The 16,649-nt window shown below is 60.8% G+C and carries 14 protein-coding genes; 9 read left to right on the forward strand and 5 right to left on the reverse strand.

Annotated features, from left to right (window positions below; all coding sequences use genetic code 11):
- Positions 1–93: 93 nt before the first annotated feature.
- From FIV39_RS32310 to FIV39_RS32330, 5 genes are all read left to right on the forward strand, one after another.
- The gene (locus FIV39_RS32310; RefSeq protein WP_090401634.1) at positions 94–1,521 is read left to right on the forward strand and encodes a coniferyl aldehyde dehydrogenase; all 1,428 of its coding nucleotides are present in this window, start codon (positions 94–96) and stop codon (positions 1,519–1,521) included.
- Between the two features lie 28 nt (positions 1,522–1,549).
- The gene (locus FIV39_RS32315; RefSeq protein WP_090401633.1) at positions 1,550–2,095 is read left to right on the forward strand and encodes a twin-arginine translocation pathway signal protein; all 546 of its coding nucleotides are present in this window, start codon (positions 1,550–1,552) and stop codon (positions 2,093–2,095) included.
- A 36-nt stretch (positions 2,096–2,131) separates the two neighbouring features.
- On the forward strand, positions 2,132–3,727 hold the full coding sequence (locus tag FIV39_RS32320; protein WP_090401632.1) for a GMC family oxidoreductase: 1,596 nt from the start codon (positions 2,132–2,134) through the stop codon (positions 3,725–3,727).
- A gap of 114 nt (positions 3,728–3,841) precedes the next feature.
- Positions 3,842–4,321 (forward strand): pantetheine-phosphate adenylyltransferase, encoded by a 480-nt coding sequence (gene coaD, locus FIV39_RS32325; RefSeq protein ID WP_090401631.1) that lies wholly within the window; start codon positions 3,842–3,844, stop codon positions 4,319–4,321.
- A 218-nt stretch (positions 4,322–4,539) separates the two neighbouring features.
- Positions 4,540–4,791, forward strand: a complete 252-nt coding sequence (locus FIV39_RS32330) for a YfhL family 4Fe-4S dicluster ferredoxin (protein WP_008364838.1) — start codon at positions 4,540–4,542, stop codon at positions 4,789–4,791.
- 56 nt (positions 4,792–4,847) lie between these two features.
- Here the strand turns inward: FIV39_RS32330 and mutM are convergent, their stop codons facing one another.
- Both mutM and FIV39_RS32340 read right to left on the reverse strand, forming a co-directional pair.
- A complete protein-coding gene (gene mutM / locus FIV39_RS32335; RefSeq protein ID WP_090401630.1) occupies positions 4,848–5,660 on the reverse strand; it encodes a bifunctional DNA-formamidopyrimidine glycosylase/DNA-(apurinic or apyrimidinic site) lyase in 813 nt (270 codons plus the stop codon).
- Positions 5,661–5,681: 21 nt separating this feature from the next.
- On the reverse strand, positions 5,682–6,494 hold the full coding sequence (locus tag FIV39_RS32340; RefSeq protein ID WP_186731576.1) for an HDOD domain-containing protein: 813 nt from the start codon (positions 6,492–6,494) through the stop codon (positions 5,682–5,684).
- Positions 6,495–6,721: 227 nt separating this feature from the next.
- On the opposite strand from FIV39_RS32340, the gene FIV39_RS32345 reads away from it, so the two are divergent.
- From FIV39_RS32345 to FIV39_RS32360, 4 genes are all read left to right on the forward strand, one after another.
- Positions 6,722–7,918 carry a class I SAM-dependent rRNA methyltransferase gene (locus tag FIV39_RS32345; RefSeq protein WP_015886370.1) on the forward strand — a complete coding sequence of 399 codons (1,197 nt, stop codon included), beginning with the start codon at positions 6,722–6,724 and terminating at the stop codon, positions 7,916–7,918.
- Positions 7,919–8,167: 249 nt separating this feature from the next.
- Complete coding sequence (locus FIV39_RS32350; protein ID WP_090401628.1) at positions 8,168–9,343, forward strand: MFS transporter; 1,176 nt, start codon at positions 8,168–8,170, stop codon at positions 9,341–9,343.
- 303 nt (positions 9,344–9,646) lie between these two features.
- On the forward strand, positions 9,647–11,488 hold the full coding sequence (gene ilvD, locus FIV39_RS32355; protein WP_090401627.1) for a dihydroxy-acid dehydratase: 1,842 nt from the start codon (positions 9,647–9,649) through the stop codon (positions 11,486–11,488).
- Between the two features lie 158 nt (positions 11,489–11,646).
- Complete coding sequence (locus tag FIV39_RS32360; RefSeq protein WP_090401626.1) at positions 11,647–12,264, forward strand: putative adhesin; 618 nt, start codon at positions 11,647–11,649, stop codon at positions 12,262–12,264.
- Between the two features lie 71 nt (positions 12,265–12,335).
- Here the strand turns inward: FIV39_RS32360 and FIV39_RS32365 are convergent, their stop codons facing one another.
- The 3 genes from FIV39_RS32365 to FIV39_RS32375 all read right to left on the reverse strand — a co-directional run bounded on the left by FIV39_RS32365 (position 12,336) and on the right by FIV39_RS32375 (position 16,401).
- Positions 12,336–14,783, reverse strand: a complete 2,448-nt coding sequence (locus FIV39_RS32365) for a TonB-dependent siderophore receptor (RefSeq protein ID WP_090401625.1) — start codon at positions 14,781–14,783, stop codon at positions 12,336–12,338.
- A gap of 131 nt (positions 14,784–14,914) precedes the next feature.
- Complete coding sequence (locus tag FIV39_RS32370) at positions 14,915–15,871, reverse strand: FecR family protein (RefSeq protein WP_090401624.1); 957 nt, start codon at positions 15,869–15,871, stop codon at positions 14,915–14,917.
- The gene (locus tag FIV39_RS32375) at positions 15,868–16,401 is read right to left on the reverse strand and encodes an RNA polymerase sigma factor (protein WP_090401623.1); all 534 of its coding nucleotides are present in this window, start codon (positions 16,399–16,401) and stop codon (positions 15,868–15,870) included. The genes FIV39_RS32370 and FIV39_RS32375 overlap by 4 nt, the downstream gene beginning before the upstream one ends.
- Positions 16,402–16,649 lie beyond the last annotated feature (248 nt).

Genomic DNA, 16,649 nt, shown 5'->3' on the forward strand with positions numbered 1-16,649 from the left:
AGGATAAATCTGCATGTTGCTGCAATGTTATTTGACAATTTAGAGTAATGACTCTAAAAATCCAGGCAGACCAATAACAATCGGTGCTGCGCCATGTCTGCCAACGTTGCCTACCTGCAAGATTCCCAGGCACTGGATCAACTCCAGGACCTGTTCGACGCCCAACGCCGCGCCTACGCCGCCCACCCGATGCCGCCAGCTGCACAGCGCCAGCAGTGGCTCAAGGCTTTACGGGATGTGCTCAGTGACGAGCGCCAGGCACTGATCCATGCGATCAACCAGGATTTCAGCCACCGCAGTGCCGACGAAACCCTGTTCGCCGAACTGATGCCCAGCCTGCATAGCATTCACTACGCCAGCAAACACCTCAAAGGGTGGATGAAACCTTCCCGCCGCGCAGTAGGCCTGGCCTTCCAACCCGCGTCAGCCAAAGTCATTTACCAGCCGCTGGGCGTGGTCGGCGTGATCGTGCCGTGGAACTACCCGCTGTACCTGGCCATCGGTCCACTGGTCGGCGCGTTGGCGGCGGGCAACCGAGTGATGCTCAAGCTCAGCGAGTCCACGCCCGCTACCGGCGAACTGCTTAAGAAGTTACTGGCGAAGATTTTCCCCGAGGACCTGGTGTGCGTGGTGCTCGGTGAGGCCGAAGTGGGCATGGCGTTTTCCAAGCTGCGCTTCGATCACCTGCTGTTTACCGGCGCGACCAGTATTGGCAAACACGTGATGCGCGCCGCTGCCGAACACCTCACGCCGGTCACGCTGGAACTGGGCGGCAAGTCGCCGGCCATTGTCTCCGCCGACGTACCGCTCAAGGACGCCGCCGAACGCATCGCCTTCGGTAAAGCCTTGAACGCTGGGCAGACCTGCGTGGCACCGGACTACGTGCTGGTGCCGGAGGACCGTGTGGAGGGTTTCGTCGAGGCCTACAGCAAGGCGGTTCGCGGGTTTTATCCGACGCTGGCCGACAACCCGGACTACACCGCCATCATCAATGAGCGGCAACTGGCCCGGCTCAATGCCTACGTCAAGGACGCCACCGACAAGGGCGCCAACTTGATCCCGCTGTACGACCAGGGCCAGGCACGGCGCATGGCCCATAGCCTGCTGCTGAATGTCAGCGACGACATGACCGTGATGCAGGACGAAATCTTCGGCCCGGTGCTGCCGATCGTGCCTTATCGCGGCATCGACCAAGCCTTTGCCTACATCAACCAACGCCCTCGCCCGCTGGCCCTGTATTACTTCGGCTACAACAAACGCGAGCAGGACCGGGTGCTCCACGAGACCCATTCCGGCGGCGTCTGCCTGAACGACACCCTCCTGCACGTGGCCCAGGACGACATGCCCTTTGGTGGCATCGGCCCCTCGGGCATGGGCCACTACCACGGCCATGAAGGGTTCCTGACCTTCAGCAAAGCCAAAGGCGTGCTGGTGAAACAGCGCCTGAACGCGGCGAAATTGATCTACCCGCCCTACGGCAAATCGATCCAGAAACTGATCCAGAAGTTGTTCGTTCGCTGACACCGCCACCCACGGGATAACAATAAAAATGAACCCTAGCCTCACGGATTCACCCGCGCTGTCGCGGCGCGGCGTCTTGAAGATCGGCCTGAGTGCCAGCGCCTTCCTGGCCACGGCCGGGCTGGGCGCGAGCCTCAGCGGTTGCTCCAGCAGTACCCCAGCCAGCGGCTTTGCCATGTTGCGCACCAGTGACTTGCCGTTCCTGCGGGCGGTGATCCCGGTGCTGCTCGAAGGCGTTGCCAGCGCCCAGGATGTGGTCGCCGGGATTGAAGACACGCTGAAAAAACTCGACTACAGCCTGCAGCACCTGTCGCCGGAGATGTTCAAGCTCACTCAGCAACTGTTCGATGTGCTCGGCATGGGCATTACCCGCGGCCCGTTGACCGGTATCTGGGGCAGTTGGGAAAACGCCAGTGCCGAGCAGATCCGCAACTTCCTGCACCGCTGGGAAAACAGCTACTTGAACCTGCTGCGCATGGGCCAAGGCTCTTTGCTCAAGCTGGTGATCATGGCCTGGTATTTCCGCCCCGCCGCCTGGGCGCATTGCGGCTACCCCGGCCCGCCGAAGATCTGATTTGCATCCCAACAATAAAAACAAGAGACGACCCTGATGCCCGTACCCGATCTGTTCCGCGACGGCCTGGCCCGCGGCTGGAAAACCCACAATGGCGCCGCCCTCGACAGCGACCTGACCCTGGAAGCCGACGTGGCCATCATCGGCAGCGGCGCCGGTGGCGGCACCACCGCCGAAATCCTCAGCGCCGCCGGCTACAAGGTGCTGCTGATCGAAGAAGGCCCGCTCAAGACCAGCAGCGACTTCAAGCTGCTGGAGGACGAGGCCTACGCCAGCCTGTATCAGGAAGGTATCGGTCGCATGAGCAAGGACGGCGCCATCACCATCCTGCAGGGCCGCGCGGTGGGCGGCACCACGCTGATCAACTGGACCTCCAGTTTCCGCACCCCGGATGCCACCCTTAGCCATTGGGCCAGCGAGTACGCGGTCAAAGGCCACAGCAGCGCGGAGATGGCACCGTGGTTCGAAACGATGGAGCAGCGCCTGGGCATCGCGCCGTGGGCCATCCCCCCAAATGCCAACAATGATGTGATCCGCAAAGGCTGCGAAAAGCTCGGCTATAGCTGGCATGTGATCCCGCGCAACGTGCGTGGCTGCTTCAACCTGGGTTATTGCGGCATGGGCTGCCCGGTCAACGCCAAGCAGTCGATGCTGGTGACCACCATCCCGTCCACCCTGGAAAAAGGCGGCGAGCTGCTGTACCTGGCGCGCGCCGAGCACCTCAAATACAGCGGTGACACCATCAGCAGCCTGGAATGCGTGGCGATGGACGCGCGTTGCGTGGCGCCTACCGGGCGCAAGATCACCGTGAAGGCCAAGCATTACGTGCTGTCGGGCGGCGGCATCAATAGCCCGGCGCTGCTGATGCGCTCGGACGCCCCCGACCCGCATTCGCGGCTGGGCAAGCGGACCTTTTTGCACTTGGTGAACTTCTCCGCCGGGCTGTTCGATGAGGTGATCAACCCGTTCTACGGCGCGCCGCAGTCGATCTATTCCGATCACTTCCAATGGCAGGACGGCACCACCGGCAAAATGTCCTACAAGCTGGAAGCACCGCCCCTGCATCCAGGCTTGGCAAGCACCTTGTTCGGCGGCTATGGCACGCAGAACGCCTTGGACATGGGCCAATTGCCACACACCCACGCCATGCTCGCGCTGTTGCGTGACGGTTTTCACCCCGACAGCCAGGGCGGCAGCGTGGATTTACGCGGTGACGGTACGCCGGTGCTCGATTATCAGGTTTCACCCTATGCCTGGGACGGCCTGCGACGGGCCTTCCACAGCATGGCCGAGATCCAGTTCGCGGCGGGCGCCAAGTCGGTCAAGCCCATGCACCACGACGCACAGTTCGTAAGCACCTTGGCCGAGGCGCGCAGTGTGATTGACGGTTTGAATCTGGAGTTGCACCGGACAACCCTGGGCAGCGCCCATGTGATGGGCGGCTGTGCCATGGGTGAAGATCCAAAAAACGCGGTGGCTGACAGCCTTGGTCGGCATCACCAATTGCGCAATCTGTCGATCCACGATGGCTCGTTATTCCCCACCAGTATTGGGGCTAACCCGCAATTATCGGTGTACGGATTAACCGCTCAATTGGCAACAGCCTTGGCCGAACGTCTGAAAACAGCGTGAAAAAACACGCTATTCACGGTGTCTATACGGCTTTCTTATGCATAAGTTGACTTGGCCGACCGGGATGGCTGCGATACCATCCGGTTCCCCAACGGACTCCGCCAGGACGACGCGATGAACCGAGTGTTGTACCCAGGTACCTTCGACCCGATTACCAAAGGCCATGGCGATCTGGTCGAACGCGCCTCTCGCCTGTTCGACCATGTGATCATCGCCGTCGCGGCCAGCCCCAAGAAAAACCCGCTGTTTCCCCTGGAACAGCGGGTGGAGCTGGCGCGTGAGGTCACCAAACACCTGTCCAACGTGGAAGTGGTGGGTTTTTCCACGTTGCTGGCGCATTTCGCCAAGGAGCAGAACGCCAATGTGTTCCTGCGTGGCCTGCGCGCGGTGTCGGATTTCGAATACGAATTCCAGCTGGCCAACATGAACCGCCAACTGGCGCCGGACGTAGAAAGTCTGTTCCTCACGCCGTCGGAACGTTATTCGTTCATTTCCTCGACGTTGGTGCGTGAAATTGCCGCATTGGGCGGGGATATCACCAAGTTCGTGCACCCGGCCGTGGCTGATGCGCTGACGCTGCGCTTCAAGAAGTAATGTGGTGAGCGGGCTTGCCCCGCGTTGGGCTGCGTAGCAGCCCTAATAAAGACTCGCGTCGCCTCAGGTGAATAACCGGTCGTCTGGTTTTGGGGCCGCTTCGCTGCCCAACGCGGGGCAAGCCCGCTCACCACAGCTCGCACTGCGGGCGCCAATGCGGCACAATTGCGCGCATTAGTTTTCAGATGCCTTGGCTGACAGCCCTGGCAGGAGTTTCCATGTCCCTGATCATCACCGACGATTGCATCAATTGCGACGTCTGCGAACCCGAGTGCCCGAACGCCGCCATCTCCCAGGGCGAAGAGATCTACGTGATCGACCCTAACCTGTGCACCCAGTGCGTCGGTCACTACGACGAGCCTCAGTGCCAACAGGTATGCCCGGTGGATTGCATTCCGCTGGATGAAGCCCATCCGGAGTCGGAAGAGCAGTTGATGGAGAAGTACCGGAAGATTACCGGTAAGGCTTGAGCTTCTTTAGTGCCTGTAAGGGCCTCATCGGGGGCAAGTCAGCCATCACACCGCAATCAGCTCTGGCACCTGGGGCAAAACACACTCGCCCGCTGCCCCAGCACCACGTTGCGCAATTCGCTCCCACAGACCTTGCACACCTCGCCACCCCGGCCGTAGACGAACAATTCCTGCTGGAAATACCCCGGCTGCCCGTCCCCCCCGATAAAGTCCCGCAACGTGGTGCCGCCACGCTCGATCGCCGCCGCCAGAATGCGCTTGATCTCGATCGCCAGCTTCAAATAACGCCCGCGTGAAATACCGCCCGCAGCGCGACGCGGATCAATCCCCGCCGCAAACAACGCCTCAGTCGCATAGATATTGCCCACGCCCACCACTACCGCGTTGTCCATGATGAACGGCTTCACTGCCATCGACTTGCCGCGAGACAGTTGAAACAAGCGCTCGCCGTCAAACAGCTCGGTCAACGGCTCCGGCCCCAGGCGCAGCAGCAACTCGTGGTTGTGCGGGTCCTGGCTCCAGAGCATCGCGCCGAAACGCCGAGGGTCGGTGTAGCGCAGGGCCAGGCCGGACTCCAGCTCGATGTCCACATGTTCATGCTTGGCCGCCGGCATGCCGACTTCGACCAGGCGCAGGTTGCCCGACATGCCCAGGTGACTGATCAAGGTGCCCACTTCGGCATTGATCAACAGGTACTTGGCCCGCCGTTCCACCAGCACGATGCGCTGGCCGGACAGGCGCACATCCAGGTCTTCCGGGATCGGCCAGCGCAGGCGCCGCTCACGCACCACCACGCGGCTGACCCGCTGGCCTTCCAGGTGCGGCGCAATGCCGCGCCGGGTGGTCTCGACTTCAGGTAACTCGGGCATGTGTACCTCGTGAAGGGGGGATCAGTGCGCGCCCAGTTCACGGATCGACAACTTCATGCTTTCGAAGTCGTAGTCCGACAGGCCCACGTAGTCCAGCACCAGGTGGCCGATGGCATTCCACTCATGATCCACCGACTGGTTGCCCAGCACGCGGTAGGACGAGCAGATGTGCTCGGCCATCTTCAGGATTGCCAGCAGGTTTTTCAGCTGCGAATTGCGCGACGATTCATCGCTGAAAATGGCCAAGGCATTGTGGTGGTTGGCGATGGCGTCGGTCACATGCTCCGGCAGGCGCCACGATTTGGCGGTGTAGTAGCCGACCACGGCATGGTTGGTGTTGAACGCATTGTTTTCGGTGTCGACCACGCGGCAGTCGGGGCCGGCGTTGGCGTAGGCCTCTTCGAGCACCGTCATGTAATTGGGGAAGCGCTTGAGCATCAGCGGCACGCCGCAGTCGTGGAACAGCCCCAGGGCATAGGCCTCGTCCACCGCCTGGGCGCCGGTGCGCTTGGCCAGGGTCAGGCAGGTCATGGCCACGTCCTGGGCGGTGTCCCAGAAGCGGTTGAGGGTGACGATGGTGTCGTCGCTCATCTCGCCCCTGATCGACAGGGCGTTGATCAGGTTGATGATCGATCGGCTGCCCAGCAGGTTCACCGCGCGCTGGATCGAGGCGATCTTGTTGCTCAGCCCGTAATAAGACGAATTGACGATCTTCAGCAGCGCGCCGGACAGGCCCGGGTCTTGGGAGATCAACCGCGCGATTACTTCCAGGTCCGGGTCGGGCATGTACTGCTCCATCTGCAAATCCACCATGATTTGCGGCTGGGGCGGCACGCTGATGCCTTGGAGGGCCTGCTGGATCTGTTCGGCGGAAAGCTCTTGGGACATAAGTACATACTCTGGGCTAGGAGGGGATTCTAACCCCGATGGGAAGCTCACCGACACCTCAAAAACCGGATTGAAAGCGGACCAAATGTGGGTGCCGGCTCCCACATGTCCGGCGGCGCGGCCAACAACGGCACAACACGGTATACTCCCGCTCTTTTTTCCGGAGCGACGTCATGTCCCTGCCAAGCCTGCGTCTCAAAGCCAACGCCGATCGTCGTTTGCGCAACGGCCACCTGTGGGTCTACAGCAACGAAATCGACGTAGCCGCCACCCCTCTTCACGGCTTCCAGGCAGGCGATCAGGCTATCCTGGAAGCGGCCGGCGGCAAGACCCTGGGCATCGTGGCCATGAGCCCGAACAACCTGATCTGCGCGCGCCTGCTGTCGCGTGACATCAAGTTGCCGCTGGACAAGTCGCTGCTGGTGCACCGCCTCAACGTCGCCCTGTCCCTGCGTGATCGCCTGTTCGACAAGCCGTTCTACCGCCTGGTCTACGGCGATTCCGACCTGCTGCCGGGCCTGGTGGTCGACCGTTTCGGCGACATCCTGGTGGTGCAGATCGCTTCGGCGACCATGGAAGCCCATAAGGAAGATGTGATCGCTGCACTGACCCAGGTGCTCAAGCCGAGCGGCATCCTGTTCAAGAATGACTCCGCCGCGCGCGACGCCGAAGGCCTCAACCGCTACGTCGAAACCGTGTTCGGCCTGGTGCCGGAGTGGGTCGCGCTGGAAGAAAACGGCGTGAAATTCGAAGCCCCGGTGATCCAGGGCCAGAAAACCGGCTGGTTCTACGACCACCGCATGAACCGCGCACGCCTGGCCCCATACGCCAAAGGCAAACGCGTACTCGACCTGTACAGCTACATCGGCGGCTGGGGCGTGCAAGCCGCGGCCTTCGGCGCCAGTGAAGTGTTCTGCGTCGACGCCTCGGCCTTCGCCCTCGATGGCGTCGAGCGCAACGCCGCGCTGAACGGCGTGGCCGAGAAGATGACCTGCATCGAAGGCGACGTCTTCGAAGCCCTCAAAGAGCTGAAAGCCAGCGAAGAGCGTTTCGACGTGATCGTCGCCGATCCACCGGCCTTCATCAAACGCAAAAAAGACATGAAAAACGGCGAAGGCGCCTACCGCCGCCTCAACGAGCAAGCCATGCGCCTGCTCAGCAAGGACGGCATCCTGGTCAGCGCGTCGTGCTCCATGCACCTGCCGGAAGACGACCTGCAAAACATCCTGCTGACCAGCGCCCGTCACCTTGATCGCAATATCCAGATGCTGGAACGTGGCGGCCAGGGTCCGGATCACCCGGTGCACCCGGCGATTGTCGAGACGCGGTATATCAAGAGCATTACGTGCCGGTTGTTGCCAAACAGCTAAAGCCAAGCACAGATAAAAATGTGGGAGGGGGCTTGCCCCCGATAGCCGTGTGTCAGCCAGCTAATATGGGGCTGACACTACGCAATCGGGGGCAAGCCCCCTCCCACATTTGTTTTGTGGTTGCCGTGAAAACTTTTCCTACCCAAGCAAGCCACGTCAATTCAGGAAGTTTCTCTCAACGCTTTTGATTGAATTCCACTTTTCGCAGACTAGTATCGGTTTCTGGTTTTACTCCGGAAAACAAAAACAATGTCTGGGCCCACCCTCTCCCGCTTTATCCTCATCACCTGCATTTCACTGATCAGCTTCTTCCCGATCAATATCCTGCTGCCCTCTTTCCCCGCACTGGCAAACCGCTTCGACACCCCCAGCGCAGACATCGCGCTGTCCATCAGCCTGTTCACCCTGGTCTTTTCCATCTCACAACTGGTCGCCGGCCCGCTTTCGGATAAATGGGGACGCAAGGAAGTCCTGCTCGGCTGCATCACGCTGTCGATCCTCGGGGCGATAGGCTGCGCAACGGCCCCGGATTACCTGACCTTCCTGCTGTTTCGTACGATCCAGGCCATGGGCTGCGGCTTCTTCGTATTGGGCCATGCACTGGTGGAAGACCTGTTCGACGAACAGCACCGAGCCCGGGTGCGCCTCTATTACATGACCCTGAGCGGCTCGTTTGTCGCGCTGTCGCCGCTGATCGGCTCCTGGCTGCAAACCACCTTCGACTGGCAAGGAAGCTTCTATGGGTTTGCGCTCATGGCATTGGGCATGTTGATCCATGCGTTTTGCATCCTGCCTTCCAAGGCTGCCAGCCCGCACCGCGCGCCCGTCTCGATCCTGGGCACGCTCAAAGCGGTCGCCGCCAATCGCGACTTCCTGCGCTACTGGTGGATCGCCGCCCTGGTATTCGCCTGCTACTTCGCCTTGATCAGCGTGACACCGCTGATTTTCATGGATGCGCTGAAGCTGTCCGAATATCAGTACGCGCTGGTGCTGATGGTGTACGGCGTGGCCTACCTGCTCGGCGGCGTGGCGGCTTCGTACCTGCAAAAACGCATGGCGCTGGCCCGGCAAATCAACATCGGCCTCGGCTTGCTGCTCGTCGCGGGTGTGTTGCTGACGTTGATCATTATTTTTGAAGCCATCACCACCTTGACTCTGCTGATCCCGATGCTGATCAGCGCCCTGGCCGTGACGCTGGTTCGTCCGGCGGCGATTTCGGCGGCAATGCTGTTGTTCTCGAGCAGCGCGGGCACTGCCGCATCGGCCGGGAACAGCATCATGTTCCTCACGGCCGCCGTCAGCAGTGCGGCCTTGGCACAAACCGGAACGCATCTGCTGCTGACCATTGCGGCCAGCTTCATCGTGTTCAGCCTCTGGGGCTGGTTGACGAATTTACGGGGCGGGCGCTCACGCTTTCCCCTGTAGGAGCGAGGGGGACGCCTAGTTCTTGCTCGCGAAAAACTCATACACGACGCGGGCTACCTGATAGCGCTGCGTTATCGTTTACGTTTTTCGCGAGCAAGCTCGCCCCTACAAGAAGACGGTGTAGAATCGGCCCTATTCATCGCCAGTCATCCCCCGGCGGGTTTATGAGCTCAAGGCCAATGCGCACGGCGATCCCGTCACGTTTGCGGCAACTTCCGGACACCAGTGCCATTTTTCGGGTGTTCCAGACGTCAATAGAAGCTCACTCCCCTTTGATACCGATTAGCCGCCCGGAGTGCTCCAATGCCTGATTACCGCTCGAAAACATCCACCCACGGCCGCAACATGGCCGGCGCCCGCGCACTGTGGCGTGCCACGGGGATGAAAGATGACGACTTCAAGAAGCCGATCATCGCGATTGCCAACTCGTTCACCCAGTTCGTACCGGGCCACGTGCACCTCAAGGACCTCGGCCAACTGGTCGCCCGCGAGATCGAACGCGCTGGCGGTGTCGCCAAGGAATTCAACACCATCGCCGTGGACGACGGCATCGCCATGGGCCATGACGGCATGCTGTACTCGCTGCCGAGCCGCGAGATCATCGCCGACTCCGTGGAGTACATGGTCAACGCCCACTGCGCCGACGCCATCGTCTGCATCTCCAACTGCGACAAGATCACCCCCGGCATGCTGATGGCCGCCCTGCGCCTGAATGTCCCGGTGATCTTCGTCTCCGGCGGCCCGATGGAAGCCGGCAAGACCAAGCTCGCCTCCCATGGCCTGGACCTGGTCGACGCCATGGTCATCGCCGCCGATTCCAGCGCTTCTGACGAGAAGGTTGCGGAATACGAGCGCAGCGCCTGCCCGACCTGCGGTTCGTGCTCCGGCATGTTCACCGCCAACTCGATGAACTGCCTGGTCGAAGCCCTGGGCCTGGCGTTGCCGGGCAACGGTTCCACACTGGCCACCCACAGTGACCGCGAGCAACTGTTCCTGCAGGCCGGCCGCACCATCGTCGAGCTGTGCAAACGCTACTACGGCGAGAACGATGAGTCGGTGTTGCCGCGCAATATCGCCAACTTCAAGGCGTTCGAAAACGCCATGACCCTGGACATCGCCATGGGCGGTTCCACCAACACCATCCTGCACTTGCTCGCCGCGGCCCAGGAAGCCGAGATCGATTTCGACCTGCGCGACATCGACCGTCTGTCCCGTCACGTGCCACAACTGTGCAAAGTCGCGCCGAACATCCAGAAGTACCACATGGAAGACGTGCACCGCGCCGGCGGGATCTTCTCGATCCTCGGCTCGCTGGCCCGTGGCGGCCTGCTGCACACCGACCTGCCGACCGTGCACAGCAAATCCCTGGCCGAAGGCATCGCCAAATGGGACATCACCCTCACTGACGACGAAGCCGTACACACCTTCTTCAAGGCTGGCCCGGCCGGTATCCCGACCCAGACCGCGTTCAGCCAGTCGACCCGTTGGGACACCCTGGACGACGACCGTGAAAACGGCTGCATCCGCAGTGTCGAGCACGCCTACTCCAAGGAAGGCGGCCTGGCCGTGCTGTACGGCAACATCGCCCTTGACGGCTGCGTGGTGAAAACCGCCGGTGTGGATGAATCCATCCACGTCTTCGAAGGCCGCGCCAAGATCTACGAAAGCCAGGACAGCTCGGTACGCGGCATCCTCGCCGACGAAGTCAAGGAAGGCGACATCGTGATCATCCGCTACGAAGGCCCGAAAGGCGGCCCGGGTATGCAAGAGATGCTCTACCCGACGTCGTACCTGAAGTCCAAGGGCCTGGGCAAAGCCTGCGCCCTGCTCACCGACGGCCGCTTCTCCGGCGGCACCTCGGGTTTGTCTATCGGCCACGCTTCGCCTGAAGCCGCTGCCGGCGGTGCAATTGGCCTGGTGCAGGACGGCGACAAGGTACTGATCGACATTCCGAACCGCTCGATCAACCTGTTGATCAGTGACGAAGAACTGGCTGCACGCCGGGTCGAGCAGGACAAGAAAGGTTGGAAGCCGGTCGAAAAGCGTCCGCGCAAAGTCACTACTGCGTTGAAGGCTTACGCCCTGCTGGCCACAAGCGCCGACAAGGGTGCCGTGCGTAATAAGGCAATGCTGGATGGGCTGTAAGCCCCATCAATAGCCTCGAAAATGCCCCGATCTCCGGGGCATTTTTTTGTCCGCCGCTGGAACCCAATACCATCAGCTACCAATAAATAAACTGACCCTACCGAGCTCAGCACTGCAAAGGCCCGTTCGTGATCTCAGTTTTCTAACAGGTAACGCTTATGCCCAGAATCGCGCCCCCCTCTCCTGTCACGGTTTCCACGCCCCTCCAGCATCCCCCACAACACACAGAAAACCCGCCGCCAAAAGGGGCAATCCCTCTTGGTGAGCATTTCTACCTGTTCCAGGGCCCCACACAGCAGTCTCCCAGAAAGCTGATCATCAGCGCCCATGCCGCCTACTTTCCGGGTATGAACTTGAAAGTGCCGGGGAAGACGTCTCTTATTTTTTATGGCCCGGATGGTCATTCGCTGCAAGACCCCACCCTGGGCGCCGTAGCCCGGAAAACCGTCGAAATTTACGAGAAAACCCGTCCTGGTGGAAACGTCCGAAATTATATGCTCGGCAAATATCAGGAAGAGTCTTACAACAACATTCGGTATACCGTGAACAACTCGGACTTCGACGTGCTGACTGTGCGCAACCGGAAAAAACCTTCACTCACCCTGAGGAACATTACTATCACTTTGCAGGACGCCCTCACGGCGGTGAATAACAAGGGGCTGCAGTATAAAGAGATTCACGCTTCATTCTGTCGCCCGAACTTACTTAATCCTGCTGCCCCTCTATACCGTGCGCCTTTGCGTGAAGGAAGCTGCAACACAGCTCAGGTAACTTAAGGCGATGCAGGCTGAAATGCCGCACATAAAAAGTGCCCCGCCAAGGGCCAGGCACTTTTATGCGGATGAATTCAGAACTGCGGTGTGTAGGTCATGGTGAACATCACATTACGCGGATCGCCGTAGTAGTTGCTGCCCCAGTTCGCGTTGTAGGCAGGGATGTAGTACTTCTTGTCGAACAGGTTGTACAGGTTCGCCGCGACGGTGAATTCCTGGTTGATCTTGTAGGCCACCCGCGAATCCCACAGCGCATTGCCCGGCACGCTGAAAGTGCGGTCGTAGGCCACGGTACTGCTTTGCGCGGTCACCCCGGCACCGACACTGACTTTGTTCCAGTCCCCCGGCAACTGGTAATCGCCCCAGACCTTGAGCAGATGCTTGGGCGTCCAGGTGCTGAAGACCTTGCCTTCGTAGGTGTCGTCCTTGAGAAACTTGGTGGTGTTGTAGGTGTAGCTGGAGACCAGTTGCAGGCCCGGCAGCACTTCGCCGCCCAATGTCGCTTCGAAGCCTTGGCTGCGGACCTTGCCCGAGGCGACCGAGCAGTACCAGCCGCCACAGTTCATCGGCCCTTGCAGGTCCTGCACGCCACGGTTTTCCTGGTCGTAGCGGAAGATGGCAAAGGAGGTATTCAGGCGGCCATCGGCCAGTTCACCCTTGAGGCCAAGCTCGTAGTTCTTGCCCTCGATAGGCTTGAGCAGGGAGCCGGAGGTGGTCAGGTTGGTTTGCGGCTCGAACGCATCGGCGTAACTGGCGTAGGCTGACCATTGATCATTGAGAGCGTATACCAGGCCCGCATACGGCGTGACCTTGCCACTAGTCTGAGTGGAGCTTCCAGATGGGCTGCCGTACACACCCCGGGAACCGCTCTGGTCAATGTACGAATAGTCATACCAACTGGTACGCGCACCAACGATCAAGGTCAGCGGGTCGAGTATTTTCACGCGCCAGGTGCCGTAGATGCCTTTCTGCCGAATGTCGTACCAGCTCTTGGACGCATTTCCCGCCTGAAACAGCTGGTATTTGTCGCGCTGCGGACGGTTGTGGTCGATGTTGAAAATATCGGCGCCAGCCGTTGCCGCCCGGGCCCACTGGTCGTCGGTGGTGAGTTTGGAATAGTTGGCACCCAGCACGACCTCCTGCTGGATACCCAGGCCTTCGAACTTGCCATTTACATACGCATCCGCACCACGACTTTTCGTATTGAAGTCGGTAACCCAGTCCACGTAACGCACGGTACCGGTGTCGCCGGGGTTGGGGATCGCGTCCCACGTCGCTTGGTAGGTCGCGTCGTTGTGTTCGTCCATGGCCACAAGGGCGGCTTTCACTTTCCAGTCATCATTGAAGCGATGCTCGATGTCGGCAAACACCTGGGTCTGGTTATTGACAGCTCGGTTCCAACTGGCGCCGACAAAGGTCGAGCGCGGCAGGCCGATATCGCTGCCGTTTTCATAACGCGGCAATGACATGAAGTTGGGCCGCAAATGGCCCTTCTGGTTGCTGATGCCCACGCCGACGGTGGTGTCAGGCGTGAAGTCGTAGTCCACCGCCGCGTAGACCGTCTGATTCCAGCCGCCGGCATAGTCGACAAAGGAATCGGTGGTGTCGTAATCCGCCACAAACCGGCCGCGCAAGGTGCCTTCGGCGTTCAGCGGTCCACCTGCATCCACCTGAGTGCCGTAATGGTCCCAGGAGCCAGCCTTGGCGGTGACGGTCACCGTAGGCGCCTGCTGGCCGCGCTTGCGCACCAGGTTCATGGTGCCACCGGGGCTGTTCGCGCCTTGCAGTAAGGCGGCCGGGCCGCGCAAGGTTTCGACGCGGTCGTAGATCGCCATGTTTTCGGTGAGATAGCTGCCCAGCGCGTAGGTGTTACGTGGGATGCCGACGCCGTCGTATTGCAGGGTGCCGATCTCGAAGCCACGGGAGAAGATGAACATGCCGGGGCCGGGGGATTTGGTTGCGGTCAGGCCGGGCGTGCGCTTGACCACTTCGGAGAGCTTGGTGGTGTTCTGGTCATCCATCTGCTTGCGGGTCATGACGCTGACCGATTGCGGGATATCCTTGAGCTTCTGCTCACCCTTGCCCAGGGTCACTGCGCCGGTGGTGTAGGAGCCGCTGCCTTCGGTGGTGGCGCCCAGGTGTTCGGCGCTGATGGTAGTGGCACCGACTTCGATGGCTGCGCCTGTGTCCATGCGCTTTTCCAGGGTCACGGTGTCCGCGTTGATAAACGCCGCGCTCAACCCGGTGCCGCCGAGCAATTGCCCCAAGGCTTCGCGCTGGCCGAGGTTACCTTTGACACCCGGCGACAGCACACCCTGGGTCAACTCACCCGACACCAGCACCTGAATTCGCGTCACCGCCGAAAACGCCGCCAGCGCACCGTCCAGGCTTTGCCCTGCAATATCGAAACGGTAGGTCTGGGCCTGGGTGGTTTCGGCGGCCTGCAAATACAGCGGCGCAGTGCCGATGGCCATGGAAATGGCCAGTGCCAGCAAGGGCCGTGCGGCGAATCGGTGTGCCATGGATGGTGCTCCCCGGTGCAAAAAGTCTGTGATCGGCGCCGCACTACTTGAGAGTGCTTACTATTTACGCCTCAGTGATCAAGGACGAGTGCTTGGGGAGAAACCCTGAAAGTTTTTTCAAAAACTTGCTATTACGATGCTTTCCCTTCGCGCAACACCAGCAAATACGGGGTGTAATGCTCGACGCGCAGGTTAAGCGTGAACTCCAGCGCTTTGATCACGGCGTCGGGTTTGTCGATTTCAAACACACCCGACACCACGCGATTGCGCAGCGCATCTCCCAGCACCAGGGTTTTACCCGGCCAGTAGCGGTTCAACTCGCTGACCACTTCCGACAACGGTTGCTGGCGAAACACCAGTTGCCGTTGGCGCCAGGCAAAGCCACTGGCCGGGTCGAAAGCGTGGACCTCGGCCAGGCGTTGGCCTTGATATTCCACGGCCCGCCCGGGCTCCAGGTACACCGGTTCACCACTGCCGGCACTGACCTGCACCTTACCCTGCGCCACCTGCACGCGTGTTTGCGCATCGCGCCGCGCAACGCTGAACTGCGTACCGACCACCTTCACCCAGCCGTCGCCGGACTGCACCACGAACGGCCGCGCCGGATCTTTGGTGACGTCGAAGAAACCTTCGCCACGCAGCAAACGGATCTGCCGCTCGCCAGCGCTCAAGCGGATTTGCACCGCACTGTCGGTGTTGAGTTGCAGATGCGAGCCATCGGCCAGTTCGATACTGCGCGACTCGCCGGTGCCGGTGGCGTAGTCCGCGCGCAGACGGTCGAGCCATGGCGTGTTCTGGACGGTGAGGCCCACCGCCAGCAACACCGCCGCAGCGCACGCCCAACGCGGCCAGCGTCGCGCCGGCTTGCGCCAGGCGGCCTGTTCGGCGCGGCGAATCACCCGCGCCGGTTCGCGCAGGCCGCCGAGCATCGCCTGCACTTCCTGCCAAGCGTCATCCTGAGCCTGGCCTTGCCCCAGCCAGGCGGCAAAGGCGTCCATGTCGGCCGGCGTCACGTCCTCGGCCTGCAGGCGGAAATACCAGCCGGACGCTTCTTCGAACAACTCGTCGGCAGTGGAGGTGGCGGTCATGACCGACGTCCTTGTTCATCGCAGGCAAGCCGCGTCTTGATGTACGCGCGGCATTCAATCAAGGCGCGACGCAGTTGGTATTCCACGCTGCGCGCCGTAATCGACAGGCGTTCGCCAATCTCGCGGTAGGAAAGTTCGTCGACATGATAGAGCAGGAAGATCTGCCGAGTCGCTGCGGGCAACGCCAGGATCGCGTCCTGCATCAGTTGCTCCTGTTGGTAGGCGGCCAATTGCTCGTCGGCACCTGGGTTGCTGCACGGCAGCTCTTCGCTGGGCTCGCCGGCGTCCAGGCGCTCACGGCGGATGGCTTGGCGCTGGTGATCGCGCACCAGGTTGCTGGCGATGGTGAAGAGGAAGGCTGGGAGGTTGTCGATCTTTTCGCCGGAGTCCAGGCGGGCCAGACGCAGGAACGACTCCTGGGTCAGGTCGGCGGCCACCTGGGCGCTGCCGGTGCGGCGAGTGACGAAGGCTTCGAGGGCTTTCTTCTGCTCCGCGAACAGGCGCGCGATCTGTGAATTCCAAGAGAGCACAGCACTACCTTGAGAAGAACGGAGGGTTCAGGAAGTGCGCACGCTAGCAGATGATGAGATTGGTTCGCAATTGATATGTATTTTTGCCTGGTTTTTTTGGTGCTCTTGAGGCCGCCATGGAGGGCAAGCCCCCATATGCGCTAACCATATCTCAAAAGCTATAGTAAAAACTGCCTCGCTATAGGAAGTGACTAGCAGTGACAGACGCCACGCAAAAACTGAATGAAGACTGGCCAAAACTCCTGGCG

This window comes from Pseudomonas grimontii (assembly GCF_007858185.1).
GTDB lineage: Bacteria > Pseudomonadota > Gammaproteobacteria > Pseudomonadales > Pseudomonadaceae > Aquipseudomonas > Aquipseudomonas grimontii.